The 25,306-nt window shown below is 57.5% G+C and carries 34 protein-coding genes and 2 pseudogenes; 30 read left to right on the plus strand and 6 right to left on the minus strand.

Annotated elements, in window-relative coordinates; all coding sequences use genetic code 11:
* Window positions 1–9 precede the first annotated feature (9 nt).
* The 25 genes from rpsS (at window position 10) to bfr (ending at window position 13,222) form a co-directional block, all read left to right on the plus strand.
* Window positions 10–285 (plus strand): 30S ribosomal protein S19, encoded by a 276-nt coding sequence (gene rpsS, locus ACX3YD_RS02240; protein ID WP_002555486.1) that lies wholly within the window; start codon window positions 10–12, stop codon window positions 283–285.
* Between the two features lie 11 nt (window positions 286–296).
* Window positions 297–629 (plus strand): 50S ribosomal protein L22, encoded by a 333-nt coding sequence (gene rplV, locus ACX3YD_RS02245; protein ID WP_003103908.1) that lies wholly within the window; start codon window positions 297–299, stop codon window positions 627–629.
* A 13-nt stretch (window positions 630–642) separates the two neighbouring features.
* Window positions 643–1,329: a 30S ribosomal protein S3 gene (gene rpsC, locus ACX3YD_RS02250; protein ID WP_003176422.1), complete on the plus strand. Its 687-nt coding sequence runs from the start codon at window positions 643–645 to the stop codon at window positions 1,327–1,329.
* 12 nt (window positions 1,330–1,341) lie between these two features.
* Complete coding sequence (gene rplP, locus ACX3YD_RS02255) at window positions 1,342–1,755, plus strand: 50S ribosomal protein L16 (protein WP_025215754.1); 414 nt, start codon at window positions 1,342–1,344, stop codon at window positions 1,753–1,755.
* Complete coding sequence (gene rpmC, locus ACX3YD_RS02260; protein ID WP_002555481.1) at window positions 1,755–1,946, plus strand: 50S ribosomal protein L29; 192 nt, start codon at window positions 1,755–1,757, stop codon at window positions 1,944–1,946. The genes rplP and rpmC overlap by 1 nt, the downstream gene beginning before the upstream one ends.
* 2 nt (window positions 1,947–1,948) lie before the next feature.
* Window positions 1,949–2,215 carry a 30S ribosomal protein S17 gene (gene rpsQ, locus ACX3YD_RS02265; protein WP_003176419.1) on the plus strand — a complete coding sequence of 89 codons (267 nt, stop codon included), beginning with the start codon at window positions 1,949–1,951 and terminating at the stop codon, window positions 2,213–2,215.
* 23 nt (window positions 2,216–2,238) lie between these two features.
* On the plus strand, window positions 2,239–2,607 hold the full coding sequence (gene rplN, locus ACX3YD_RS02270; protein WP_002555479.1) for a 50S ribosomal protein L14: 369 nt from the start codon (window positions 2,239–2,241) through the stop codon (window positions 2,605–2,607).
* Between the two features lie 11 nt (window positions 2,608–2,618).
* A complete protein-coding gene (rplX, locus tag ACX3YD_RS02275) occupies window positions 2,619–2,933 on the plus strand; it encodes a 50S ribosomal protein L24 (RefSeq protein ID WP_003186046.1) in 315 nt (104 codons plus the stop codon).
* 20 nt (window positions 2,934–2,953) lie between these two features.
* Window positions 2,954–3,493 carry a 50S ribosomal protein L5 gene (gene rplE, locus ACX3YD_RS02280; RefSeq protein ID WP_003210069.1) on the plus strand — a complete coding sequence of 180 codons (540 nt, stop codon included), beginning with the start codon at window positions 2,954–2,956 and terminating at the stop codon, window positions 3,491–3,493.
* Window positions 3,494–3,506: 13 nt separating this feature from the next.
* Window positions 3,507–3,812, plus strand: a complete 306-nt coding sequence (gene rpsN, locus ACX3YD_RS02285; protein WP_003176414.1) for a 30S ribosomal protein S14 — start codon at window positions 3,507–3,509, stop codon at window positions 3,810–3,812.
* A gap of 209 nt (window positions 3,813–4,021) precedes the next feature.
* Window positions 4,022–4,414, plus strand: a complete 393-nt coding sequence (rpsH, locus tag ACX3YD_RS02290; RefSeq protein WP_008065722.1) for a 30S ribosomal protein S8 — start codon at window positions 4,022–4,024, stop codon at window positions 4,412–4,414.
* 12 nt (window positions 4,415–4,426) lie between these two features.
* Complete coding sequence (rplF, locus tag ACX3YD_RS02295; RefSeq protein ID WP_003176412.1) at window positions 4,427–4,960, plus strand: 50S ribosomal protein L6; 534 nt, start codon at window positions 4,427–4,429, stop codon at window positions 4,958–4,960.
* A 10-nt stretch (window positions 4,961–4,970) separates the two neighbouring features.
* Window positions 4,971–5,321 carry a 50S ribosomal protein L18 gene (rplR, locus tag ACX3YD_RS02300; RefSeq protein ID WP_003186037.1) on the plus strand — a complete coding sequence of 117 codons (351 nt, stop codon included), beginning with the start codon at window positions 4,971–4,973 and terminating at the stop codon, window positions 5,319–5,321.
* A gap of 3 nt (window positions 5,322–5,324) precedes the next feature.
* Entirely contained in the window at window positions 5,325–5,825 is a 501-nt protein-coding gene (gene rpsE, locus ACX3YD_RS02305; RefSeq protein ID WP_003186035.1) for a 30S ribosomal protein S5, read from the plus strand.
* 2 nt (window positions 5,826–5,827) lie between these two features.
* A complete protein-coding gene (gene rpmD / locus ACX3YD_RS02310; RefSeq protein WP_003176408.1) occupies window positions 5,828–6,004 on the plus strand; it encodes a 50S ribosomal protein L30 in 177 nt (58 codons plus the stop codon).
* A 3-nt stretch (window positions 6,005–6,007) separates the two neighbouring features.
* Window positions 6,008–6,445 carry a 50S ribosomal protein L15 gene (gene rplO, locus ACX3YD_RS02315; protein WP_003228720.1) on the plus strand — a complete coding sequence of 146 codons (438 nt, stop codon included), beginning with the start codon at window positions 6,008–6,010 and terminating at the stop codon, window positions 6,443–6,445.
* Window positions 6,446–7,774, plus strand: coding sequence for a preprotein translocase subunit SecY (gene secY, locus ACX3YD_RS02320; RefSeq protein WP_003228718.1), 1,329 nt, complete (start codon window positions 6,446–6,448; stop codon window positions 7,772–7,774).
* Window positions 7,775–7,801: 27 nt separating this feature from the next.
* Window positions 7,802–7,918: a 50S ribosomal protein L36 gene (rpmJ, locus tag ACX3YD_RS02325; RefSeq protein WP_002555468.1), complete on the plus strand. Its 117-nt coding sequence runs from the start codon at window positions 7,802–7,804 to the stop codon at window positions 7,916–7,918.
* A 130-nt stretch (window positions 7,919–8,048) separates the two neighbouring features.
* Window positions 8,049–8,405: a 30S ribosomal protein S13 gene (gene rpsM, locus ACX3YD_RS02330; RefSeq protein ID WP_008374135.1), complete on the plus strand. Its 357-nt coding sequence runs from the start codon at window positions 8,049–8,051 to the stop codon at window positions 8,403–8,405.
* Between the two features lie 30 nt (window positions 8,406–8,435).
* Complete coding sequence (gene rpsK / locus ACX3YD_RS02335) at window positions 8,436–8,825, plus strand: 30S ribosomal protein S11 (RefSeq protein WP_002555466.1); 390 nt, start codon at window positions 8,436–8,438, stop codon at window positions 8,823–8,825.
* 18 nt (window positions 8,826–8,843) lie between these two features.
* Window positions 8,844–9,464, plus strand: coding sequence for a 30S ribosomal protein S4 (gene rpsD, locus ACX3YD_RS02340; protein ID WP_003176404.1), 621 nt, complete (start codon window positions 8,844–8,846; stop codon window positions 9,462–9,464).
* Window positions 9,465–9,486: 22 nt separating this feature from the next.
* Window positions 9,487–10,488, plus strand: coding sequence for a DNA-directed RNA polymerase subunit alpha (locus tag ACX3YD_RS02345; protein ID WP_007924176.1), 1,002 nt, complete (start codon window positions 9,487–9,489; stop codon window positions 10,486–10,488).
* Between the two features lie 42 nt (window positions 10,489–10,530).
* Entirely contained in the window at window positions 10,531–10,917 is a 387-nt protein-coding gene (gene rplQ / locus ACX3YD_RS02350; protein WP_007924175.1) for a 50S ribosomal protein L17, read from the plus strand.
* A gap of 236 nt (window positions 10,918–11,153) precedes the next feature.
* A complete protein-coding gene (locus tag ACX3YD_RS02355; RefSeq protein ID WP_047533939.1) occupies window positions 11,154–12,608 on the plus strand; it encodes a catalase in 1,455 nt (484 codons plus the stop codon).
* Between the two features lie 149 nt (window positions 12,609–12,757).
* Complete coding sequence (bfr, locus tag ACX3YD_RS02360) at window positions 12,758–13,222, plus strand: bacterioferritin (protein ID WP_025109504.1); 465 nt, start codon at window positions 12,758–12,760, stop codon at window positions 13,220–13,222.
* Window positions 13,223–13,287: 65 nt separating this feature from the next.
* Here bfr and uvrA read toward each other — a convergent pair whose 3' ends face one another.
* On the minus strand, window positions 13,288–16,122 hold the full coding sequence (gene uvrA, locus ACX3YD_RS02365) for an excinuclease ABC subunit UvrA (protein WP_047533932.1): 2,835 nt from the start codon (window positions 16,120–16,122) through the stop codon (window positions 13,288–13,290).
* Window positions 16,123–16,313: 191 nt separating this feature from the next.
* Here uvrA and ACX3YD_RS02370 point away from each other — a divergent pair, with 191 nt between their 5' ends.
* Both ACX3YD_RS02370 and ACX3YD_RS02375 read left to right on the plus strand, forming a co-directional pair.
* A complete protein-coding gene (locus tag ACX3YD_RS02370) occupies window positions 16,314–17,711 on the plus strand; it encodes an MFS transporter (protein ID WP_103403385.1) in 1,398 nt (465 codons plus the stop codon).
* Window positions 17,712–17,720: 9 nt separating this feature from the next.
* Entirely contained in the window at window positions 17,721–18,236 is a 516-nt protein-coding gene (locus ACX3YD_RS02375) for a single-stranded DNA-binding protein (RefSeq protein WP_007970128.1), read from the plus strand.
* Window positions 18,237–18,345: 109 nt separating this feature from the next.
* On the opposite strand, the gene ACX3YD_RS02380 is transcribed toward ACX3YD_RS02375, so the two are convergent.
* A complete protein-coding gene (locus ACX3YD_RS02380) occupies window positions 18,346–18,903 on the minus strand; it encodes a cysteine hydrolase family protein (RefSeq protein ID WP_458959190.1) in 558 nt (185 codons plus the stop codon).
* 102 nt (window positions 18,904–19,005) lie between these two features.
* Here ACX3YD_RS02380 and ACX3YD_RS02385 point away from each other — a divergent pair, with 102 nt between their 5' ends.
* The 3 genes from ACX3YD_RS02385 (at window position 19,006) to ACX3YD_RS02395 (ending at window position 22,052) form a co-directional block, all read left to right on the plus strand.
* Entirely contained in the window at window positions 19,006–19,998 is a 993-nt protein-coding gene (locus ACX3YD_RS02385; RefSeq protein WP_458959191.1) for a GlxA family transcriptional regulator, read from the plus strand.
* Window positions 19,999–20,194: 196 nt separating this feature from the next.
* Window positions 20,195–21,304 (plus strand): DUF3182 family protein, encoded by a 1,110-nt coding sequence (locus tag ACX3YD_RS02390; protein ID WP_458959192.1) that lies wholly within the window; start codon window positions 20,195–20,197, stop codon window positions 21,302–21,304.
* Window positions 21,294–22,052: an alpha/beta hydrolase family protein gene (locus ACX3YD_RS02395; protein ID WP_458959193.1), complete on the plus strand. Its 759-nt coding sequence runs from the start codon at window positions 21,294–21,296 to the stop codon at window positions 22,050–22,052. Before ACX3YD_RS02390 ends, ACX3YD_RS02395 begins: the two co-directional genes overlap by 11 nt.
* 70 nt (window positions 22,053–22,122) lie before the next feature.
* Here ACX3YD_RS02395 and ACX3YD_RS02400 read toward each other — a convergent pair.
* From ACX3YD_RS02400 to ACX3YD_RS02415, 4 genes and pseudogenes are all read right to left on the minus strand, one after another.
* A pseudogene (locus ACX3YD_RS02400) lies at window positions 22,123–22,722 on the minus strand (lysylphosphatidylglycerol synthase transmembrane domain-containing protein); the annotation flags it as partial.
* The gene (clsB, locus tag ACX3YD_RS02405) at window positions 22,719–24,002 is read right to left on the minus strand and encodes a cardiolipin synthase ClsB (protein WP_103403391.1); all 1,284 of its coding nucleotides are present in this window, start codon (window positions 24,000–24,002) and stop codon (window positions 22,719–22,721) included. The pseudogene ACX3YD_RS02400 and the gene clsB, both read right to left, overlap by 4 nt.
* A complete protein-coding gene (locus tag ACX3YD_RS02410; RefSeq protein ID WP_458959194.1) occupies window positions 23,999–24,796 on the minus strand; it encodes an endonuclease/exonuclease/phosphatase family protein in 798 nt (265 codons plus the stop codon). Before ACX3YD_RS02410 ends, clsB begins: the two co-directional genes overlap by 4 nt.
* Window positions 24,797–24,819: 23 nt before the next feature.
* Window positions 24,820–25,008: pseudogene (locus ACX3YD_RS02415) on the minus strand (DUF72 domain-containing protein); the annotation flags it as partial.
* Between the last annotated feature and the right edge of the window lie 298 nt (window positions 25,009–25,306).

The raw sequence follows: 25,306 nt of genomic DNA on the forward strand, positions 1-25,306 counted from the left end.
GATACGACAGTGCCACGTTCTCTGAAAAAAGGTCCTTTTATCGATCTTCACCTACTGAAGAAGATCGAAGTGGCGGCGGAAAAGAACGATCGCAAACCAGTTAAAACCTGGTCGCGTCGCTCGATGATCCTGCCACAAATGGTCGGTCTGACCATCGCAGTACACAACGGTCGTCAACACGTCCCAGTTCTCGTTAACGAAGACATGGTCGGCCACAAACTGGGCGAGTTCGCCGGTACCCGCACTTATCGTGGGCACGTGGCAGACAAGAAAGCCAAGCGTTAAGGGGTTAGGAAATGGAAGTAGCCGCTAAGTTGTCGGGCGCTCGAATCTCCGCCCAGAAAGCCCGCTTGGTCGCCGACCAGATCCGCGGGAAGAAGGTGGGCGAAGCGCTCAACCTGTTGGCTTTCAGCAGTAAGAAAGCCGCCGAGATCATGAAGAAAGTGCTGGAGTCGGCCGTAGCCAACGCCGAGCATAACGAAGGCGCAGACGTTGATGACCTGAAAGTCAGCACCGTTTTCGTTAACGAAGGGCGTTCGCTGAAGCGCATCATGCCGCGTGCCAAAGGCCGTGCTGATCGCATCGTCAAGCGGTCTTGCCATATCACTGTCAAGGTTGCTGACAAGTAACGGAGTCGAAGAGATGGGTCAGAAAGTACATCCCATTGGCATTCGCCTGGGAATCGTCAAGGAGCACACCTCCGTCTGGTACGCAGACGGTCGGACTTATGCGGACTACTTGTTCGCTGATCTGAAGGTGCGTGAGTATCTCCAAGACAAACTAAAAAGCGCGTCCGTAAGCCGTATCGATATCCATCGTCCGGCCCAAACTGCACGTATCACCATTCACACCGCTCGCCCAGGTATCGTTATCGGGAAGAAAGGTGAAGATGTTGAGAAACTGCGTCAGGACCTGACCAAGCAAATGGGTGTGCCTGTGCACATCAATATCGAAGAGATCCGTAAGCCGGAGCTCGACGGTATGCTGGTTGCGCAGAGCGTAGCTCAGCAGCTGGAGCGTCGCGTTATGTTCCGTCGCGCTATGAAGCGCGCTGTACAGAACGCAATGCGCATTGGTGCCAAAGGCATCAAAATCCAAGTGAGCGGTCGTCTCGGCGGTGCTGAAATCGCACGTACTGAATGGTATCGCGAAGGTCGTGTGCCACTGCACACCCTGCGTGCCGACATCGACTATGCCAACTACGAAGCTCACACCACCTACGGTGTGATCGGTGTAAAGGTTTGGATCTTCAAAGGCGAAGTAATTGGTGGTCGCCAAGAAGAACTGAAACCACAAGCACCAGCGCCTCGTAAAAAAGCTGCTAAGTAAGGGGTACGCCAAATGTTGCAACCAAAGCGTACGAAGTTCCGCAAGCAAATGACTGGTCACAACCGTGGCCTGGCATTGCGCGGTAGCAAAGTCAGCTTCGGCGAGTTCGCGCTGAAGTCTGTTGCTCGTGGTCGTCTCACCGCTCGTCAGATCGAGTCAGCGCGTCGTGCTCTGACCCGTCACGTAAAACGTGGTGGCAAGATCTGGATCCGTGTATTCCCGGACAAGCCGATCTCCAAAAAACCTCTCGAGGTTCGGATGGGTAAAGGTAAGGGTAACGTGGAATACTGGGTAGCCCAGATTCAGCCAGGCAAAGTCCTGTATGAAATCGAGGGTGTAACTGAAGAGCTGGCGCGTGAGGCTTTTGCCCTGGCTGCTGCAAAGCTGCCGCTCGCCACCGCCTTTGTTAAACGGACGGTGATGTGATGAAAGCGAATGAACTTCGTGAAAAATCCGCACAGCAGCTGAACGAGCAACTGCTCGGCTTGCTGCGCGACCAGTTCAATCTGCGTATGCAGAAAGCAACTGGCCAGTTGGGGCAGTCTCATCTGCTCTCGCAAGTTAAGCGTGACATCGCTCGCGTGAAGACTGTGCTCAACCAGCAGGCAGGTAAGTAATCATGGCTGAAGCCGAAAAAACTGTCCGTACGCTGACTGGCCGTGTTGTCAGCGACAAGATGGACAAAACCATCACCGTTCTGATCGAGCGTCGCGTAAAGCACCCGATCTACGGTAAATACGTTAAGCGTTCGACTAAGCTGCACGCGCACGACGAAACCAATCAGTGCCACATCGGCGACAAAGTCACTATTCGTGAAACTCGTCCTTTGGCCAAGACCAAGTCTTGGGCGCTGGTTGATGTTCTCGAACGCGCTGTGGAAGTCTAAGGACTAGGGGTCGGAGAAATTATATGATTCAGACTCAATCCATGCTCGATGTGGCCGATAACAGCGGCGCTCGCCGCGTTATGTGCATCAAGGTGCTGGGTGGCTCCCATCGTCGTTACGCTGGTATCGGTGACATCATCAAAGTTACCGTGAAGGAAGCAATTCCTCGCGGTAAGGTGAAAAAAGGCCAAGTGATGACTGCTGTTGTAGTCCGCACTCGTCACGGCGTACGTCGTGCTGATGGCTCCATTATCCGCTTTGATGGCAACGCTGCTGTTCTTCTGAACAACAAGCAAGAGCCGATCGGCACCCGTATCTTTGGGCCAGTGACCCGTGAACTTCGTACTGAGAAGTTCATGAAGATCGTCTCGCTCGCCCCAGAAGTGCTGTAAGGAGATCCGACATGCAAAAGATTCGTCGTGACGACGAGATCATCGTGATCGCCGGCAAAGACAAAGGTAAGCGCGGTAAGGTGCTGAAGGTTCTTGCTGACAACCGTCTGGTTGTTGGTGGTCTGAACCTGGTCAAGCGTCATACCAAGCCTAACCCGATGTCGGGCGTACAGGGCGGTATCGTCGAGAAAGAAGCGCCACTGCACGCTTCCAACGTCGCCATCTTCAACGGCGAAACCAACAAGGCTGACCGCGTTGGTTTCAAAGTAGAAGACGGTAAGAAAATTCGTGTCTTCAAGTCGACCCAAAAAGCGGTTGATGCTTGAACACTGCTAGGTAGAAGACCATGGCACGACTAAAAGAGATTTACCGGAAGGAAATCGCTCCGAAACTTAAGGAAGAACTTAAGCTTTCGAACGTGATGGAAGTTCCGCGCGTTACCAAAATCACCCTGAACATGGGTCTGGGCGAAGCGATCGGCGACAAAAAAGTCATCGAGCACGCTGTTGCTGACCTGGAAAAGATCACCGGCCAGAAAGTCGTTGTGACCTACGCTCGCAAATCCATCGCTGGCTTTAAAGTCCGTGAAGGTTGGCCGATCGGCGTCAAAGTGACCCTGCGCCGTGAGCGTATGTACGAGTTCCTGGATCGTCTGCTGTCGATCTCCCTGCCTCGGGTTCGCGACTTCCGCGGCCTGAATGCCAAGTCCTTCGATGGTCGTGGCAACTACAGCATGGGCGTGAAAGAGCAGATCATCTTCCCGGAAATCGACTACGACAAGATCGATGCTCTCCGCGGTCTGGACATCACCCTGACCACCACTGCCAAGAACGATGATGAAGGCCGCGCTCTGCTGCGTGCGTTCAAATTCCCGTTCCGCAACTGATTGGAGTAGGACCATGGCCAAGATGAGCATGAAAAACCGCGAGCTGAAGCGTCAGCTCACGGTTGCCAAGTACGCCAAGAAGCGTGCAGCACTGAAAGCTATCATCGTTGATCTGAACGCAAGTCCAGAAGCGCGTTGGGAAGCTACAGTAGCCCTGCAGAAGCAGCCACGTGACGCAAGCGCTTCGCGCATGCGTAACCGCTGCCGCCTGACCGGTCGTCCACACGGCGTTTACCGCAAGTTCGGCCTCGGCCGTAACAAACTGCGTGAAGCGGCAATGCGTGGTGACGTACCAGGTCTGGTTAAAGCTAGCTGGTAAGTACTGTCAAAGTCTCGGTGGTCGGAATCGCAAGATCCTGACCACCGGTGGCCTTGAATCTGAATCAAGCCCCTTTTGGGGCTTGATTCATTTCTGGGGTGTGTCTAGAATACCCGGCTCGCCTGAGCCCGTGTTTTCTATGCTCGGAGATTCTCGGCGACACGTAATAGCCGCAAGGCTAATTTTTTTGTATTAGGAGCGTCTAGCCCATGAGTATGCAGGACCCGTTAGCGGACATGCTAACTCGTATCCGTAATGCCCAGATGGCTGAAAAGTCCGTCGTAAGCATGCCATCTTCCACGTTGAAGGTAGCTGTTGCCAAAGTCCTGAAGGACGAAGGTTACATTGCGGGTTATCAGATCAGCAGCGAAACAAAGCCACTGCTGTCCATCGAGCTGAAATACTTCGAAGGCCGTCCGGTCATCGAAGAAGTGAAGCGCGTTAGCCGTCCAGGCCTGCGTCAGTACAAGTCCGTCGATGATCTGCCAAAAGTTCGTGGCGGTCTCGGTGTGTCTATCGTCTCCACCAACAAGGGTGTGATGACTGATCGTGCTGCGCGCGCTGCCGGTGTCGGCGGCGAAGTTCTTTGCACTGTGTTCTAAGGGGGGATAAGCATGTCTCGCGTCGCTAAGAACCCCGTTAAGCTGCCAGCCGGTGTCGAAGTAAAATTCGCAGGCCAACAGCTTTCGGTGAAGGGTGCCAAGGGCACTCTCGAACTGAACATCCATTCGTCCGTTGAGATTGTTGAAGAAGCTGGTGAGCTGCGTTTCGCTGCTCGCAATGGCGATCAACAAACTCGCGCAATGGCTGGTACCACTCGTGCGTTGGTAAACAACATGGTCCAAGGCGTAAGCCAAGGCTTCGAGCGCAAGCTTCAGCTGGTCGGTGTTGGTTACAAAGCGCAAGCAAAAGGCACAGTGCTGAACCTGGCTCTTGGCTTCTCGCATCCAGTGGATTACGAACTGCCGGAAGGCATCACCGCTGAGACTCCTAGCCAGACCGATATCCTGATCAAGGGCATCGACAAGCAGCTGGTAGGTCAAGTGGCCGCCGAGATCCGCGACTTCCGTCCACCAGAGCCGTACAAAGGCAAAGGTGTGCGCTACGCGGACGAAGTCGTCCGTCGTAAAGAAGCCAAGAAGAAGTAGGGCATAGCAAATGACCGACAAAAAAGTTACTCGACTGCGTCGCGCTCGCAAAGCACGCCTGAAAATGCACGAACTCGAAGTCGTGCGTCTCTGCGTGTTCCGCTCTTCGCAGCACATTTACGCCCAGGTCATTTCGGCCGACGGCAACAAAGTCCTGGCAAGCGCCTCGACTTTGGATAAAGAACTGCGTGATGGCGCCACTGGCAACATCGACGCGGCCACTAAGGTTGGCCAGCTGGTCGCTACGCGTGCTAAGGCCGCTGGCGTCTCGCAGGTGGCTTTCGACCGCTCTGGCTTCAAGTACCATGGCCGCGTTAAAGCGTTGGCTGATGCTGCTCGTGAAGCTGGGCTGGAGTTCTAAGTTATGTCAAATAACGACCAAAAGCGCGACGAAGGCTACATTGAGAAGCTGGTTCAAGTTAACCGCGTAGCCAAAACCGTTAAAGGCGGCCGTATCTTCACTTTCACCGCGTTGACCGTGGTTGGTGATGGTAAAGGGCGCGTTGGCTTCGGCCGTGGCAAGTCGCGTGAAGTGCCTGCTGCGATCCAGAAGGCAATGGAAGCTGCTCGCCGCAACATGATCCAGGTTGATCTGAACGGCACCACTCTGCAGTACGCAATGAAGTCCGCTCACGGCGCTTCGAAGGTGTACATGCAGCCTGCTTCTGAAGGTACCGGTATCATCGCTGGCGGCGCTATGCGTGCCGTTCTCGAAGTTGCTGGCGTTCAGAACGTTCTGGCCAAGTGCTACGGCTCGACTAACCCGGTAAACGTGGTTCACGCCACTTTCAAAGGTTTGAAGGCTATGCAGTCTCCTGAATCCATTGCCGCCAAGCGTGGCAAAAGCGTCAAGGAGATCTTCTGATCATGGCTACCGTTAAAGTTACGCTGATCAAAAGCATGACCGGCCGCATCCCTAACCACAAACTGTGCGTTAAGGGTCTGGGTCTGCGTCGCATCGGTCACACTGTAGAAGTCCAGGATACTCCCGAGAATCGCGGGATGATCAACAAGGCTTACTACATGCTGCGTGTCGAGGGTTAATCGATGAAACTCAATGATCTGAGTCCAGCGCCGGGTTCCCGTCGCGAAAAGCATCGTCCGGGCCGTGGTATCGGTAGTGGTTTGGGTAAGACTGGTGGCCGTGGCCACAAAGGTCAGACTTCCCGCTCCGGTGGCACCATTGCTCCAGGCTTTGAAGGCGGTCAACAGCCGCTGCATCGTCGCCTGCCGAAGTTCGGTTTCGTTTCCCTGAAAGCCATGGATCGCGCAGAAGTGCGTCTGTCCGAGCTGGCTAAAGTGGAAGGCGACATCGTCACCGTGCAGTCCCTGAAAGATGCCAACGTGATCAACGTCAACGTACAGCGTGTGAAAATCATGCTGTCCGGTGAAGTGACTCGCGCTGTCACTATCGGCAAGGGAATCGGCGCCACCAAAGGTGCGCGTGCGGCTATCGAAGCAGCTGGCGGCAAGTTCGAGGAATAAATGGCTAAGCAAGGTGCTCTCTCTGCGCTCGGCAAAGGCGGTATGTCTGAACTCTGGGCTCGTCTGCGTTTTCTGTTCTTGGCGATTATCGTCTACCGAATAGGCGCACACATCCCGGTTCCAGGTATCAACCCGGACCGACTCGCGGACCTGTTTCGACAGAATGAGGGGACCATTCTTAGCTTGTTCAACATGTTTTCCGGCGGCGCGCTGGAGCGGATGAGCATCTTTGCACTGGGGATCATGCCGTACATTTCGGCATCGATCATCATGCAGCTGATGACCGCCGTCAGCCCGCAGCTGGAGCAGTTGAAGAAGGAAGGTGAAGCTGGCCGTCGCAAGATCAGCCAGTACACCCGCTACGGCACTGTCGTCCTCGCTCTCGTTCAAGCCATTGGCATGTCCATTGGTCTGGCGGGGCAGGGCGTAGCGTTCACTGGTGACTTTGGCTTCCATTTCGTCGCAGTATCCACTTTTGTGGCTGGTGCGATGTTCATGATGTGGCTGGGTGAGCAGATTACTGAGCGTGGTGTTGGCAACGGTATCTCGATGTTGATTTTTTCGGGTATCGTCGCCGGTCTTCCGAGAGCGATCGGGCAGTCTTTCGAGTCTGCACGTCAGGGTGATATCAACATCTTCGCCCTGGTTGCCATCGGTTTGCTGGCAGTAGCGATTATCGGTTTCGTGGTGTTCATTGAGCGTGGCCAGCGTCGTATTGCTGTTCACTACGCCAAGCGTCAGCAGGGTCGCAAGGTCTTTGCTGCGCAGACCAGCCACTTGCCGCTGAAGGTGAACATGGCCGGTGTTATTCCGGCTATTTTCGCGAGCAGCATATTGCTGTTCCCGGCTTCGTTGGGTGCCTGGTTCGGTCAGTCTGAAGGTATGGGCTGGTTGCAGGACATCTCGCAGTCGATCGCTCCTGGTCAGCCGTTGAATATTCTGCTGTTTAGTGCAGGGATTATTTTCTTCTGCTTCTTCTATACGGCGTTGATGTTCAATCCGAAAGACGTAGCGGAAAACCTGAAGAAGTCCGGTGCCTTTATTCCGGGCATCCGTCCAGGTGAGCAGTCTGCGCGCTACATTGATGGCGTTCTGACTCGCTTGACCATGTTCGGTGCTCTTTACATGACGGCCGTCTGCCTGTTGCCCCAGTTCTTGGTGGTTGCAGCCAACGTTCCGTTCTACCTTGGCGGGACCTCGTTGCTGATCGTGGTCGTGGTTGTGATGGACTTCATGTCCCAAGTACAATCGCACCTCGTTTCGCACCAGTACGAATCCCTGATGAAGAAAGCCAACCTGAAGGGTTACGGCAGCGGCATGTTGCGCTGAGTACCCATAAGGTTCGAGGAGTTGGTGATGAAAGTTCGTGCATCGGTGAAAAAGCTGTGCCGTAACTGCAAGATTATTCGCCGCGAAGGTGTTGTTCGAGTAATTTGCAGCGCGGAACCGCGTCACAAACAGCGCCAAGGCTGAGTGTGATTGTGCTTCAAGCCCGGCAGCTAGTGCGCTGCCGGGTTGATTATTTGTTATTACAGCGATATTATCTCGCGCCCTATTTCTTGGCTTCCGGGGCGTAGGTAGCTGTCAATTGGAGTCCCACTGAATGGCCCGTATTGCAGGCGTTAACATTCCAGATAACAAGCATACTGTTATCTCGCTGACCTACATCTATGGTGTTGGTCGCACTACTGCACAGAAAATTTGTGCAGATACTGGGGTAAACCCAGCAGCAAAGATCAAGGATCTGAGCGACGAGCAAATTGAACAGCTGCGTGGCGAAGTGGCGAAGTTCACCACTGAAGGTGACCTGCGTCGCGAAATCAACATGAAAATCAAGCGCTTGATGGACCTCGGTTGCTATCGCGGTCTGCGTCATCGTCGTGGTCTTCCAGTACGCGGTCAGCGTACCAAGACCAACGCGCGTACCCGTAAAGGTCCGCGTAAGCCGATCCGCAAGTAATCGCCCCAGCGAATCGACAGGAAATTAATCATGGCAAAACCTGCTGCTCGTCCTCGTAAAAAAGTTAAAAAGACAGTGGTTGATGGCATCGCCCACATCCATGCATCTTTTAACAACACCATCGTGACCATTACCGACCGTCAAGGTAACGCTCTTTCCTGGGCTACCTCCGGTGGTTCGGGTTTCCGCGGTTCCCGCAAGTCCACCCCGTTTGCTGCTCAAGTAGCTGCTGAACGTGCTGGTCAAGCTGCGCTGGAATACGGCCTGAAAAACCTCGACGTAAACGTCAAAGGTCCAGGTCCAGGTCGTGAATCCGCAGTCCGCGCTTTGAACGGCTGTGGCTACAAGATCGCCAGCATCACCGACGTGACGCCAATCCCGCACAACGGGTGCCGTCCGCCGAAGAAGCGCCGCGTGTAATCCAGGAGATTGTAAAGAATGGCTCGTTACATTGGTCCAAAATGCAAACTCGCTCGTCGCGAAGGCACCGATCTCTTCCTGAAGAGCGGCGTGCGCGCGATCGAATCGAAGTGCAACATTGAAGCAGCACCTGGTATCCACGGTCAGCGCCGCGGTCGCCAGTCCGATTACGGCACCCAACTGCGTGAAAAGCAGAAGGTCCGTCGTATCTACGGCGTTCTCGAGCGTCAATTCAGCGGCTACTACAAAGAAGCTGCTGGCAAGAAAGGCGCAACTGGCGAAAACCTGTTGCAACTGCTCGAATGCCGTCTGGACAACGTTGTATACCGTATGGGCTTTGGTTCGACTCGTGCCGAATCCCGCCAACTGGTATCGCACAAGTCGATCAGCGTAAACGGTCAGACCGTTAACGTACCGTCCTACCAGGTTCGTGCTGGTGACGTGGTCGCTGTTCGCGAGAAAGCAAAAAATCAACTTCGCATTGTCCAAGCTCTCGATCTGTGTGCCCAACGTGGCCGCGTAGAATGGGTAGAAGTAGACACTGAGAAGAAGTCGGGCGTTTTCAAGAACGTTCCAGCTCGCAGTGATCTGTCCGCCGACATCAACGAAAGCCTGATTGTCGAGCTCTACTCCAAGTAAGGGCTAGAAAATAGGTGCATCCATGCAGATTTCGGTAAATGAGTTCCTGACACCCCGCCACATTGATGTGCAGGTTGTCAGTCCAACCCGCGCCAAGATCACTCTCGAGCCTCTCGAGCGTGGCTTTGGCCACACCCTGGGCAACGCGCTGCGCCGCATCCTGTTGTCCTCAATGCCCGGCTGTGCAGTAGTCGAGGCCGAGATTGACGGTGTGCTCCACGAGTACAGCGCCATCGAAGGTGTACAGGAAGACGTAATTGAAATCCTGTTGAACCTTAAAGGTCTGGCTATCAAGCTGCACGGCCGTGACGAAGTTACGCTGACCTTGTCGAAGAAGGGTTCGGGGGTGGTTACCGCTGCCGATATTCAGCTGGATCATGATGTCGAGATCGTTAACCCCGATCACGTAATCGCTAACCTGGCGTCTAACGGCGCCCTGAACATGAAGCTCGTCGTAGCTCGTGGTCGTGGTTATGAACCGGCAGACTCGCGTCAGAGCGATGAAGACGAAAGCCGCAGCATTGGTCGCTTGCAGCTTGACTCTTCGTTCAGCCCGGTTCGCCGTATCGCATACGTGGTGGAAAACGCCCGTGTCGAACAGCGTACTAACCTGGACAAGCTGGTTATTGATCTGGAAACCAACGGTACTCTGGATCCTGAAGAGGCTATCCGCCGCGCTGCAACCATCCTGCAACAGCAGTTGGCTGCGTTCGTCGACCTCAAAGGTGACAGCGAACCAGTGGTAATCGAGCAAGAAGACGAGATCGATCCGATCCTGCTTCGCCCGGTTGACGATCTGGAACTGACTGTACGTTCGGCTAACTGCCTTAAGGCGGAAAACATCTACTACATCGGTGACCTGATTCAGCGTACCGAAGTAGAGCTGTTGAAGACTCCGAACCTGGGCAAGAAATCCTTGACTGAAATCAAGGACGTTCTGGCCTCCCGCGGTCTGTCCCTCGGCATGCGCCTCGACAACTGGCCGCCTGCAAGTCTTAAGAAGGACGACAAGGCGACTGCCTGATCGTCGTAATCACCGAACGTAGTGTTTGGTAAGGAATGAACCATGCGTCATCGTAAAAGTGGTCGTCACCTCAGCCGCACCAGCTCGCACCGCAAGGCCATGTTCCAGAACATGGCGGTGTCGCTGTTCGAGCACGAGCTGATCAAAACTACTCTGCCAAAAGCCAAAGAACTGCGTCGCGTTGCTGAGCCGCTGATCACTCTGGCCAAGACAGACAGCCTGGCTAACCGCCGTCTGGCTTTCGACCGTACTCGTTCGAAAGCTATCGTTGGTAAGCTCTTCAACGACCTGGGCAAGCGTTACGCTACCCGTGAGGGTGGCTACCTGCGCATCCTCAAGTGCGGTTTCCGCGCTGGCGACAACGCGCCTATGGCGTACGTCGAGTTGGTTGATCGTGCTGTCGGCGGTGAAGCTGTATCCGCTGAGTAAGACGTCAGTCTGAAACAAGGAACCGGGCCCAGTGCCCGGTTTTTTGTGCCTGTAAGAAATGCGCTCTGCGTACAAGCTTCAATCCTTTCCGGTCGGCACTATAAGCGTGGGTTGATTATTAGTAATTTTCTATCGATGTCCGCAAGTTAATGAATTTGTGGCTGTCATGATGATGATCAATACTTCCCGCCAAGCCGATTCCCCGGCAGTTCAAGACTGACAAAGGAAGAGTTCGCATGAGCCAAAATAAAACACTGACCACCGCCAGTGGCGCTCCTGTCGCCGATAATCAGAATTCCCGTTCCGCCGGCCCTCGGGGTCCGCTGCTGCTCGACGATTTCCACCTGATCGAGAAACTCGCCCACTTCAACCGAGAAAACATCCCTGAACGACGTGTGCACGCCAAAGGTTCGGGTGCGTACGGTACGTTTACCGTGACTCGCGACATTACTCAGTTCACCAGCGCCAAGCTGTTTGAAACAGTGGGTAAACAAACGCCGACCTTTTTGCGGTTTTCCACCGTTGGCGGTGAGCGCGGTTCGGCGGATACCGAGCGCGATCCACGCGGTTTCGCGTTGAAGTTCTACACCGAGGAAGGAAACTGGGACATTGTTGGCAACAACACACCAGTGTTCTTCATCCGCGATCCGCTCAAATTCCCGGACTTTATCCATACGCAAAAGCGGCTGCCGCAAAGCAATCTCAAAAGCGCGCAGGCGATGTGGGACTTCTGGTCGCACTCTCCTGAAGCGCTGCACCAGGTCACGATCCTGTTTTCCGATCGAGGCATTCCTGACGGCTATCGTCACATGCACGGCTTCGGCAGTCACACGTATAGCTTGATCAATGCTAATGGCGAGCGCCACTGGGTCAAGTGGCACTACAAGACCCGACAAGGGATCAAGAACCTGGCGCCGGCAGAAGCTGCGCGCCTCGCGGGTACTGATCCGGATTACGCTCAGCGTGATCTGTTCAGCGCCATCGAGCGTGGCGACTTCCCGAAATGGCGTGTGTGCATCCAGATCATGACCGAAGCACAAGCTGCCGCGCATTATGAGAACCCGTTCGACGTGACCAAGACCTGGTCGCAGAAAGAGTTTCCGCTGATTGAAGTCGGCGAGTTGGAGCTCAATCGCAACCCGCTCAACTATTTCGCGGAAGTCGAGCAAGCGGCATTCGGCCCAAGCAATATGGTGCCGGGGGTCGGGCTGTCGCCAGACCGGATGCTACAGGGGCGCGTTTTCGCTTATGCCGATGCTCACCGCTACCGTGTCGGCACCAATCACCAACAATTGCCGGTTAACGCTCCGCGTAGCCCGGTTAACAGCTATCAGCGCGATGGATCGATGGCGTTTGGCACCAATGGCGGTGCAGCACCCAACTACGAACCGAACAGTTATGTCGAATCGCCTAAACAAGCACCTCGTTACGCTGAGCCAGCGCTCGCGTTAAGCGGTTCGGCCGATCGCTACGATCACCGCAAAGATACCGATTACTACAGTCATGCCGGTGCGCTGTTTCGCTTGATGAGCGATCAGCAGAAAGCATTGTTGGTCGGTAACATCGCCGGTGCGATGGGAGGTGTATCCAGTGATGTGGTTGACCGCCAATTGCAGCATTTCTACAAGGCTGATCCGGCGTACGGAGAAGCAATCGCGAAGCTGCTCGACGTACAGCTTAACGAAGTCTAAATGAGAAGCAGAACCGCCCTTGATTGGGCGGTTTTTGCGTTAATTAAGCTGATTTTCTCAGAATATCTTCGCTTTTATTGCTTGAATCGAGTGACCTGCCAAGCAGCTTGGTTCAAACTACAGACTTTCAAGCAGGGAGATGTAGGGCGATGCAAGGCCACCCAGACGTTATCGATTACCTCAACACGTTGCTGACCGGCGAATTGGCCGCGCGTGATCAATATTTCGTCCATTCGCGGATGTATGAGGACTGGGGATTCACCAAGCTCTACGAACGAATCAATCACGAGATGGAAGAAGAAGCCGGTCACGCCGATGCGTTGATGCGGCGGATCCTGATGCTGGAAGGCACGCCACGCATGCGTCCGGACGATCTCGATGTGGGCACTACAGTGCCTGAGATGCTCGAGGCTGATCTGCGTCTTGAGTACAAGGTCCGCGCAGCACTGTGCAAAGGTATCGAGCTTTGCGAGCAACACAAGGATTACGTCAGTCGCGAAATCTTGCGTATTCAGCTCAATGACACCGAAGAAGATCACACGTACTGGCTGGAAAAGCAGTTGGGTCTGATCAAGTTGATCGGTCTCGAGAACTACCTGCAATCGCACACCTGATTGCTGCGGATTTAAAAAAGCCCCTGTCACTGATGAAGTGACAGGGGCTTTTTCTTTTTGCGGGCTCAGGCCCGATCGCGTTCCAGCAGCGGTTTCAGGTAGAAGCCGGTGTGAGACTGTTTCATCTCTGCAACTTCCTCCGGTGTGCCGACGGCAATGATTTGGCCGCCCTTGGACCCGCCTTCAGGCCCCAGGTCCACCAACCAGTCAGCGGTCTTGATCACGTCCAGGTTGTGCTCGATCACTACGACCGTGTTGCCGTGGTCGCGCAGTCTATGCAACACGTCGAGCAGTTGCTGGATATCTGCGAAGTGCAGGCCCGTGGTCGGTTCGTCGAGGATGTACAGGGTCTTGCCCGTGTCGCGCTTGGACAGTTCGCGGGACAGTTTCACCCGCTGTGCTTCGCCACCGGACAGCGTGGTCGCCGATTGCCCCAGCTTGATGTAAGACAGGCCGACATCCATCAGCGTCTGCAGCTTGCGCGCCAGTGCCGGCACAGCGTCGAAGAACTCCCGCGCTTCCTCGATGGTCATCTCGAGGGTTTCGTGGATGCTCTTGCCCTTGTACTTGATCTCCAGGGTTTCGCGGTTGTAGCGCTTGCTCTTGCACACGTCACAAGGAACGTAGATGTCCGGCAGGAAGTGCATTTCCACCTTGATCAGGCCATCGCCCTGGCAGGCCTCGCAGCGTCCGCCCTTCACGTTGAAGGAGAAGCGCCCTGGCCCGTAACCACGGGAGCGGGACTCCGGCACGCCGGCGAACAGCTCGCGAATCGGCGTGAACAACCCGGTGTAGGTCGCCGGGTTGGAACGCGGCGTACGACCAATCGGGCTCTGGTCGATATCGACGACCTTGTCCAGGTGTTCCAGACCCTTGATGCTGTCGTGTGCGGCGGCTTCCAGTGTGGTCGCGCCATTGAGTGCCGTGGCGCTCAGGGGAAACAGCGTGTTGTTGATCAGGGTCGATTTGCCTGAGCCGGATACCCCGGTCACACAGGTCAGCAGCCCGATCGGAATCTCGAGGTCGACGTTGCGCAAATTGTTGCCACGAGCGCCCTTGAGCGATAGCGACAGCTTCTTGTTGCGCGGCGTACGTTTGGCCGGCACCTCGATCTTCACCCGACCCGACAGGTACTTGCCCGTCAGGGAGTCTGGGTGAGCCATGACTTCGGCCGGCGTGCCTTCGGCAACGATATGCCCACCATGAACCCCGGCGCCCGGGCCGATATCCACCACATAGTCAGCCAGGCGAATCGCATCTTCGTCGTGCTCGACCACGATCACCGTGTTACCGATGTCCCGCAGGTGCTTGAGGGTGCCGAGCAGTCGGTCGTTGTCGCGTTGGTGCAACCCAATCGACGGCTCGTCGAGGATGTACAGGACACCCACCAGGCCGGCACCGATCTGGCTGGCCAGGCGAATACGCTGGGCCTCACCACCGGACAGGGTGTCGGCGCTGCGATCCAGCGACAGGTAATCAAGACCAACGTTGACGAGGAACTGCAGACGCTCGCGGATTTCCTTGAGGATCTTGTCGGCGATTTCCCCACGACGTCCGGTGAGCTTGAGCTCGCCGAAGTAGTCGCAGGCATCGCCGATGGGCAGGTTGGTCACCGCCGGCAGGGTTTTCTCGCCGACCCATACATGCCTCGCCTCACGCCGCAGGCGGGTGCCGCGGCAGTCCGGGCAAGCCTGGGTGCTTAAGAACTTGGCCAGCTCTTCGCGCACTGAAGCCGATTCGGTTTCGCGGTACCGGCGTTCCAGGTTCGGCACGATGCCTTCGAACGGGTGCGAACGCTTGACGATGTCGCCACGGTCGTTCAGGTATTTGAAGTCGACGTTTTGCGAGCCGCTACCGTGCAGGATGAACTTCTGCTGGTCGCCAGGCAGTTCGTTGAACGGCACTTCGAGGCTGAACTTGTAGTGCGAGGCCAGCGAGCCGAGCATCTGGAAGTAATAGACGTTGCGTCGATCCCAGCCGCGAATCGCGCCTTCGGCCAGGGTCAACTCGCCATTGACCAGTCGCTTGATGTCGAAAAATTGCTTCACACCCAGGCCATCACACGTCGGGCAGGCGCCGGCCGGGTTGTTGAAGGAGAACAGCTTGGGTTCGAGCTCGCTGATGGCGTGGCCGCAAATCGGGCAGGCGAAGCGCGCGGAGAAGATCATCTCTTCACCCGGCTCATCGTCCATCGGTGCGACCAGAGCGATGCCGTCCGCCAGCTTCAGCGCAGTCTCGAAGGATTCGGCCAGGCGTTGCTGCAGATCGGCGCGGACCTTGAAGCGGTCGACCACCACATCGATGGAATGTTTCTTTTGTTTGTCGAGCTTGGGCGCTTCGTCCAGCTCATACAGCTTGCCGTTGATCCGGGCACGCACGAAGCCCTGGGCGCGCAGCTCTTCGAACACCGAAAGGTGCTCGCCTTTGCGCTCGCGAATGACCGGGGCCAGCAGCATGAGCTTGCTACCCTCCGGTTGCGCCAGAACCAGGTCGACCATCTGGCTGACGGTCTGTGCCTCAAGCGGGATGTCGTGATCCGGACAGCGCGGAATGCCCACGCGCGCATAAAGCAGGCGCAGGTAGTCGTAGATTTCGGTGATGGTGCCGACCGTCGAGCGCGGGTTGTGCGAGGTCGACTTCTGCTCGATGGAGATGGCCGGCGAAAGGCCTTCGATGGTGTCGACATCGGGCTTTTCCATCATCGACAGGAACTGGCGGGCGTAGGCCGACAAAGATTCGACGTAGCGGCGCTGGCCTTCGGCGTAGAGCGTATCGAAAGCCAGGGATGACTTGCCGGAGCCGGACAGGCCGGTGATGACGATCAGCTTGTCCCTTGGCAGGGTCAGGTCGATGTTCTTCAGGTTGTGGGTTCGAGCCCCACGAATCAGGATCTTGTCCAAAGTGGCCTCGCTTGGCGGGCGTCGAAAACGTAAGAGTATACGGCCAAATACTGGATGGATGCACACTATCAAATGACGGGAGTATTGGCTTACATGAAGAGTCTGTCAGATGAGCGCGTCAAAGCGTCGCGATATACCCCGCCAATCGATGGGACTGGTAGAATCGCCGCCGGTTCACATGAGGTTTTTCCATGCACGATCCCCACAGCGAACGCATGAGTGGCAGCGAGACCCGCGCGGCGAGTGGTCTGGCCCTGGTGTTCGCCTTCCGTATGCTTGGCATGTTCATGGTGTTGCCGGTATTGGCGACCTATGGGATGGACCTGGCGGGAGCGACCCCAGCCCTTATCGGGCTGGCGATTGGCGCTTACGGCCTGACCCAGGCGATTTTCCAGATTCCTTTCGGTTTCATTTCCGACCGCATCGGCCGCCGCCCGGTCATTTATCTCGGTTTGATTATCTTTGCGCTGGGCAGTCTGCTGGCCGCCAACGCCGATTCGATCTGGGGCGTGATCGCCGGACGTATCCTCCAGGGGGCCGGAGCGATTTCCGCCGCAGTCATGGCATTGTTGTCAGATCTGACCCGCGAGCAGCATCGGACCAAGGCCATGGCCATGATCGGCATGACGATTGGCCTGTCGTTTGCCGTCGCCATGGTGGTCGGACCTTTGCTGACGCGCGCTTTCGGCCTGAGCGGATTGTTCCTCGCCACCGGTGGCATGGCACTGTTCGGCATTGTGATCGTGATGTTCATGGTGCCGCGTGCCACCGGGCCGTTGCAGCATCGTGAGTCCGGTGTCGCACGCCAGGCGCTGATTCCGACGCTCAAGCACCCGGACCTGCTGCGCCTGGACCTCGGCATCTTTGTGTTGCACGCGATGTTGATGTCGAGTTTCGTTGCGTTGCCCTTGGCCCTGGTCGAAAAAGCCGGGCTGCCTAAAGAGCAGCACTGGTGGGTCTATCTGACCGCGCTGCTGATTTCCTTCTTCGCCATGATTCCGTTCATTATCTACGGCGAGAAAAAACGCAAAATGAAACGAGTTTTGTTGGGCGCGGTACTGACGCTGATGTTCACTGAGCTATTCTTCTGGCAGTTCGGCGACAGCTTGCGGGCTCTGGTGATCGGGACGGTGGTGTTCTTCACTGCGTTCAATCTGCTGGAAGCTTCGTTGCCGTCGCTGATCAGCAAGGTTTCACCGGCTGGCGGCAAGGGCACGGCCATGGGGGTGTATTCCACCAGCCAGTTCCTCGGTTCGGCACTGGGCGGCATTCTCGGCGGCTGGTTGTTCCAGCATGGCGGTTTGTCGGTTGTGTTCCTGGGATGCGCCGGTCTGGCTGCCCTCTGGCTGGCCTTTGCTGTTACCATGCGCGAACCTCCCTACGTCACGAGCCTGCGCTTGCCGTTGTCGCCCGAGGCGATCCGCGAAGCGGGTCTGGTTGAGCGCCTGAAGGCGGTCGTAGGGGTAACAGATGCAGTGATCGTCGCTGATGAAGCGGCCATTTACATCAAATTGGACACCGAACTATTGGATCGCACCACCCTTGAGCGCCTGGTGAACAGCCCGGCCGAGGCAGCGTGCGTAGCCTAGGAGAACGTAATGGCCCGTGGGGTTAACAAAGTCATATTGGTCGGCACTTGCGGCCAGGATCCTGAAGTTCGCTACCTGCCAAACGGTAACGCCGTGACCAACCTGAGTCTGGCGACCAGCGAGCAGTGGACTGACAAGCAAACCGGTCAGAAAGTCGAAAAGACCGAATGGCACCGTGTGTCGATGTTCGGCAAAGTTGCAGAGATCGCTGGCGAGTACCTGCGTAAAGGTTCGCAGGTGTACATCGAAGGCAAGCTGCAGACCCGCGAGTGGGAAAAAGACGGCATCAAGCGTTACACCACCGAAATCGTCGTCGACATGCAAGGCACCATGCAACTGCTGGGCGGCCGTCCACAGGGCGACCAGCAAGGCCAGGGCGGCGGTAACAACTACCAGCAATCCGCTCCGCGCCAGCAGGCTCCACGTCCTGCCCCGCAACAGCAGCCACAGCGTCCGGCACCGCAACAAGCCGCGCCGCAACCGGCACCGGATTTCGACAGCTTTGATGACGATATTCCGTTCTGACAAGCCGCTTCCCCCGCTCTAAATACAAAGGCCCGGCGCTCACAGCGTCGGGCCTTTTTTGTGGGCGTCGGATTGATCAATCCGTCACCAGGCGTGGCAAGCTCCGGTCCTAGCCCTGGCTGGCAGACAGGAACTCGTCAGTGGAAATCACCTTGGCGTAGGCAAAACCCAAGGCTGACATAAAGGCCGCATGCACCTGGGCCGCCGGAACGGTCAGGCCGTTGAACTCCAGATCACGGGAAGCACAGGCGTCGTGAATCACCGTGACGCTATAGCCGAGGTCGTTGGCGGCACGGGTGATACCGTCGATGCACATGTGGCTCATGCTGCCGACGACCACCAGTTCCTTGACGCCTTTTTCGTCGAGGATCGACTGCAGTTCCGTTTCGCGGAACGAGTTGACGAAGTGCTTGAGTACCACCGGCTCATCGGCACGGTTGAGAACGTTGGGGTGCAACTTCGCGCCTTCGGAGCCAGGGGTGAAAAACGGTGCTTCTTCGGACGTGAATTCGTGGCGGATATGCACCACTGAATCACCAGCGTCGCGGAAGACTTTGAGCAGGCGGACCGCGTTGTCTGCCGCAGCATCGGCGCCGACCAGCGGCCACTTGCCTTGGGGGAAGTAGTCGTTTTGGATATCGACTAGGATGAGCGCTTGCTTGGCCATGACTGTTTCCTTGAAGTGCGGGTTGGATGTGGAATCAAGTATTGGCCCAGGCACGCCATCCGGGGATTGGCCGCACCGACAATAGAAGGGGGAAAACTGACAATGGATGCACAAAGGGCAATCGCCGAACTGGGCGTGTTGATCTATCCCGGCGCGCAAATCGCGGCGGTGCATGGGTTGACGGACCTGTTCGGGGTGGCCAACCGGATCGCCGCCGAACATCAGGCGGCGCAGTTACCGTTGCTTCGGGTCAGTCATTGGCAAGTGGACGGCGAGCAGGCGCCAGCACGGGTGTACGACAGCCATCCCGGGGCGGACGGCGCCTTGGTGGCGGTATTGATTCCGCCGTCGATTGCCGGGTTCCGCGAAGGCCAGGCATCGCAGGCGTTGATTCGCTGGATGCGTCAGCAACATGCCAGCGGCGCAACCCTCGGTGGTATCTGCGTGGGCTCGATTCTGCTGGCCGAAAGCGGCCTGCTCGACGGCCGGAGTGCCACCACCCACTGGACCTCGGCCAAGGCATTCGCCGAACGTTACCCGGCAATCAAGCTCAAGGCCGATAGCCCCATCGTCGATGACGGCGACCTGATCACCACTGCCGGCTTGATGGCCTGGTCGGAGCTGGGTCTGCGCCTGGTGGATCGCTTGCTGGGGCCGAGCATCGCCACCGGTACCGCACGCTTTCTGGTGGTTGAACACAGTGACAGCGCCAGCGAGTGCGGCAGCAATTTCGCGCCGATTCTCAGTCATGGCGATGCATCGATCCTCAAGGTTCAACACTGGCTGCAAAGCACCGGGGCCACCGACGTGTCGTTGACGTCCATGGCCGAGCGGGCAGGATTGGAAGAGCGCACGTTCCTGCGCCGGTTCCGTGCCGCCACCGGGCTCAAGCCCACCGAGTACTGCCAGCACTTGCGGGTCGGCAAGGCGCGGGAAATGCTCGAATTCACCAACAGCACCATCGACCACATTGCCTGGACCGTGGGGTATCAGGACCCAGGCGCCTTTCGTTCGACCTTCAAGAAAATCACCGGGCTGGCGCCAAGTGATTACCGGACCCGGTTTGGCGTGATGCCGAGTGTTGTTACCCGCTAAAAGCCGTGGGAAGAGGAAGGTTTGAGTCGTGCAAAATGCCGGAATGTTAAAGGTCGTCGTGCAGAATAAAGCAGGCCAGATGCCACTACTCGCCGTGTAACCGGCTGATTTTAAATGTATTTCTTTTCAGTCGCGATTGGCCTGATCTCTGCACCCCAATAGCTACATTCATTTGGCGCCGATTGAAGGGGGACGCATGACCCCAACAAGCCGCAAGAAAACAGTGGTCGCCCATTCGGTGCGTTCCGACGCGCCGTTGCACGAAGTCGAAACCAATCGCGCGCTGGCCCGCTGGCTGGCGCACATCCTCGGGCTCAAGTACGGCGGTAATTACGACCCTGCGCAGCATCACGGCCGTGAACATTACCTGCTCCCGACCCAGACGCTGGTGGGTGCTGCCACCGCCCGGCAACTGGGCGTCAAGGGGGCGGAGGATTTGTGGGGCGGTTACGTCGAGCATGACTTCATCTGCACCAAGGCCATCAGTCACGGTTTGTGCAACCAACTAGCCCGAGCTCCCCATGGCTGGTCGCCGTTGTTTTCCCAACGGGTACACCCTGTGGTGCTGGATGGCCTCAGCGTATTTTCCTTCGACGATGCGCGGCCGGCGGCGGAGCACCTGCTTTGCACCGGCCCGATCCGCCTCAAGCCGATTCATGCGTGCGCCGGGCGGGGCCAGGAAGTCATCAAGAGCCTCGACCAGTTCGATGAAATCCTTGCCCGGCCCGAGGCCAAAACGCTGTTCACTGAAGGCGTGGTGCTGGAGCAGGACCTGGACCAGGTGATTACCCACAGCGTGGGTCAGAGTTTCATCGGCGACAAGGTACTGAGTTACTGCGGTGATCAATATTTGACCAAAGACGCCCACGGTGAAGAGGTCTATGGTGGTTCCAACCTGTTGGTGGTGCAGGGGGGCTACGACGAATTGCTGAAGCTGGACCTGCCCGATGATGTGCGGCTGGCCATCCAGCAGGCTCAAGTGTTCGACAGCGCCGCGGACGAAGCCTACCCCGGTTTCTATGCATCACGGCGCAACTACGACATCGCCCAGGGCGTGGCCAGCGACGGCAAGCCACGCAGCGGCGTGCTCGAACAATCCTGGCGCATGGGCGGTGCCAGCAGTGCCGAAATGGCGGCCTTGCAGAGCTTCGTCAACGACCCAGGGATGCGTGCGATCCGTGTGTCTTCGGTGGAAACCTACATCGAACAGCCATTACCGGCGCACGCCATCGAGGTGTATCGCGGACCGGCGCAAGACAGTGATTTTCTCCTCAAGTACGTAACGGTCAAATCCTATGACGGCTAGAAGCGAAAGCATTCAAATCGACATTGACGACGAACAGATGAGTGGGACGTTTCTCAGTCCCAAATCGAAAGTCCCCGGCGTGTTATTCGTGCACGGTTGGGGCGGTAGTCAGGAGCGCGACCTGGAACGGGCGAAAGGCATCGCCGGCCTGGGTTGTGTGTGTCTGACCTTCGACCTGCGCGGGCATACCGGCGGCACCGGCATTCCGTTGTCCCGGGTGACCCGTGAAGACAACCTGCGCGACCTGCTGGCGGCCTACGATCGTCTGCTCGCGCACCCGGCGCTCGATACCTCGGCGATTGCCGTGGTGGGCACCAGTTATGGCGGTTACCTGGCTGCGATCCTGACGTCGTTGCGCCCCGTGCGCTGGCTGGCGCTGCGGGTGCCGGCGCTGTACCGCGACGATCAATGGCACACGCCCAAGCGCGATCTGGATAAACTCGATCTGCGCGATTATCGCAGCACCCTGGTGCGCGCCGAGGGCAACCGGGCGCTGCATGCCTGTTCGCAATTTACCGGGGATGTGCTGCTGGTGCAGTCCGAGACCGATGACTACGTGCCCCACGCAACCATCATGAGTTATCGCGCGGCCTGTCAGCAGACCCATTCGCTGACGCACCGCATCATCGACGGTGCCGACCATGCCCTGAGTGATCCGGTTTCACAGCAGGCCTACACTTCCATCCTCGTGGACTGGGTCACGGAAATGGTGGTGGGCGAGCGGCTGAGCATCATTCAGTCCAGGTGATAGTGGGCGTCTGGTCAAATAGCACGGATCACTCGGACTTTTTCGAGATTCGCAACGCCTTGGCCTTGGCCCGGCGGGTGGAGTACCGGCACGCGGCCAGATAGCCCGCACTTGCCAGCAGCAGCAACACGCCCACCCCTTGCAGCGCGCCGCTGCTGAGTGTCCAGCCGGTCGGCATGCGTACCAGACCGCTGCTGAACACCGCGCCTGCAATCACCATGTAGCCAAACCAATTGGTGGCCAGGCTCAGGCCGAGGATTTTCGCAATGTTGGCTTTGCTGACACCGAGTCGTGAGTACAGCCGATAACGCATGGCAATACCGCCGACCCAGGCACTCAGGTTGAGGTTGAAGGCGTAACTGATGATCCCGACGGGCAGGATCTGTTTCCACGTGAGGTCCTGGCGGATGTAAGTGCGGCCGATCAGGTCGAAGCAGGCATACACCAGGAAACTCGTGAGGGTCAGCCCGGACGCGATGATCAGCGTGCGCACCTTGAAGTCGGCCAGGGTATCGAACACCTCGTTCCATTCGATGCGCTGGGCGAACATCGTCAACAGCACGATCAGCGCCAGAAAAAACAGCATCGTCAGCGGTCGCTTCCAGTGGCTCCAGCGCGACTTGGCCGGGTGCTCGGCGTTACGCATCGCGGGTGCTTCAGTGCGGCTCATGATGGCTCGCTCCCGGTTGGTGCGCGGAAGGTCTTGAGACGGGGTTTATGCGCCGGCAACCAACCGGCCCAGGCCGGGAAATGCCGCAGGAAGTGGAAGACCAGAAAACCCACGGTCATGTGCCAGATGCGGCCGCGCGGGGCATTGTCGACCGACATGACCTGGCAATGGTTGTCGCTGAGATCTTCGAGGCGCTCGAACAGTTGCCGGTTGAACCCTCGGTCGCGGATCAACACATTGGCCTCCAGGTTCATCGACAGGCTCAACGGGTCGAGGTTGCTGGAGCCGACCGTGCTCCAGTCTTCGTCCACCAGCGCGACTTTGCCGTGCAGCGGGCGGTCGCAATATTCGTAAATCCTCACACCGGACTTGAGCAGGTAGTCGTAGGTCATGCGCGCCGCGAGCTTGGCCACCAGCATGTCCGGTTGCCCCTGCAGAATCAGCCGCACCTCGACACCCCGGCGGGCTGCATTGCGAATATCGCGCAGCAGTCGATAGCCGGGAAAGAAGTAAGCATTGGCGATCACCACGCGCCGTTGTGCGGTACGCAGTACCTGGCGGTAAACCTCCTCGATGTCGGTCCGATGCTCGCCGTTGTCGCGATACACCAGGCGCACTTGTCCATCGTGCTCGCTGAACGCCAACTCCGAACGGCGTTGTCGACGTCGTTGCCACCAGTACCTGGCGCGCACCGGGCGCCCGCATTGCAGCAGGGCAAAGTGATGGATGTCGGTCACCGCCGGACCTTGTACTTCCACCGAGTAATCCTGCTTGGCCTCCGGGCCGAAGTCGGCCAAATGGTCGGCGGAAAAATTGATCCCGCCGAGGAACGCGAAGGTCCCGTCGACGACCACGATCTTGCGGTGCAGGCGCCGAAACCAGTTGGTGCGGATGCCCAGGTATTTGGGTGCCGGGTCGAACATTTGCAGATGCACACCGGCGTCACTGAGGGCGGCGAGGTAACCGCTGCTCAGTTCTCCGCAACCAAAACCATCGAAGCTGGCGGTGACGCGCACGCCGCGTCGGGCCGCGTCGATCAGTACCGCCTGCAGTTCTGCGCCGACCTTGTCCTCGAAGACGATGAAGGTTTCCAGGAGGATTTCACTTTTGGCCTGACGCATGGCCTCGAACACCCGGGGGAAATAGGCTTCGCCGTTTTCCAGCAACTCGACCCGGTTGTTGCCGTGCCAACGGTAATCGACGTCGACCGGCGCCGGTTCGCTGACCGGGGGCGTGGGAATGTGGTCCATGGCGGTTTTTTCCATCGGCGAAGGGCTCATAGCTCGATCTCCACCGATAGCGGTGCGTGGTCGGAAAGGTGTGACCAGGGGCGGTTCGTCAGTACTTGTGGGCGACTGGCCTTCAGATTGCGTACGTAGATGCGGTCCAGGCGCAGCGCCGGCCATCGCGCGGGAAAGCTGCGCGCCGGTTGGCCCTGGTGTTCGGCGAAGACTTCGCGCAAGCCGCAAGGCTTGAGCAGGGCATCGGCGCGCTGGCGCCAGTCGTTGAAATCACCGGCGATGATTACTGGTGCGTCACCGGGCAGTTCTTCCAGGCGACGGGCCAACAGCTTGAGTTGTTCAGTGCGGTGGCTTTCACGCAGGCCCAGGTGAACGCATATGGCATGCACCTCCGGGCCTTCGCCGGGCAAGCGCAACACGCAATGCAGGACGCCGCGATTCTCGTGGCCACTGATCGATACGTCGAGATTGTCATGGCGCACGATCTGGAATTTCGACAGCAGCGCATTACCGTGATCGCCCGCCGGGTAGACCGCGTTGCGCCCATAGGCGAACTGCGGCCAAAGGCTGTCGGCGAGGAATTCGTATTGCGGCATCGCCGGCCAATTGTCATAGCGCTTGGGGTGGTGTTCGTGGGTGCCGTGGACTTCCTGCAAAAACACCACATCGGCGGACACACTGCGCACCGCTTCGCGCAATTGCGGCAAGATGAAACGCCGGTTCAACGCGGTGAAGCCTTTATGGGTATTGACCGTCAGTACCGTGAAGCGATGCACCAGGGGCTCGATGGTTGCTTGCTCGTCGGTGACGCCAACCGGCTCGGGAATGCTCATGCCAGCACTCCTTCGGCAAGCTGCGTGTCGACGTACCACTCGGCGTAGCGCTCTGGCCGTTGCAGGGCGTAAAAAGATTCATTGAGTTCGATGCTATTGACGGCCCGCGAGGCGAATTGCAATTCGCGCTTGCGGGCCAGGCCCTTCGGGTAGAAATCCCCTCGCCAAGGTGTGTAGCGCCAACCTGAAATACCGATATGAATCGCCGCCATGTCGCCTCCGGTCCGTGTGCCCCTGTTTTTTGATGACTGCGGGGCAGTGGCGAAAGTTTCGACGGGACTACGGGTGGCCGATATTTCACAGGTCACCGCAAAACCTGTAGGAGCCGGCTTGTCGGCGATGGTCGTCAACGATAACGCGCGTGTTCTGGATAGACGCGGCGCACTGGAGACCATCGCCAGCAGGCTGGCTCCTACAGGTATTACGTGACCGGCGCGGCCCTCTGTGGGAGCTGGCTTGCCAGCGATGGTCGTCAACGATAACGCGTGTGGTCTGGATGAATGCGGCGTA

This window comes from Pseudomonas fluorescens group sp. PF-1, from assembly GCF_054481335.1.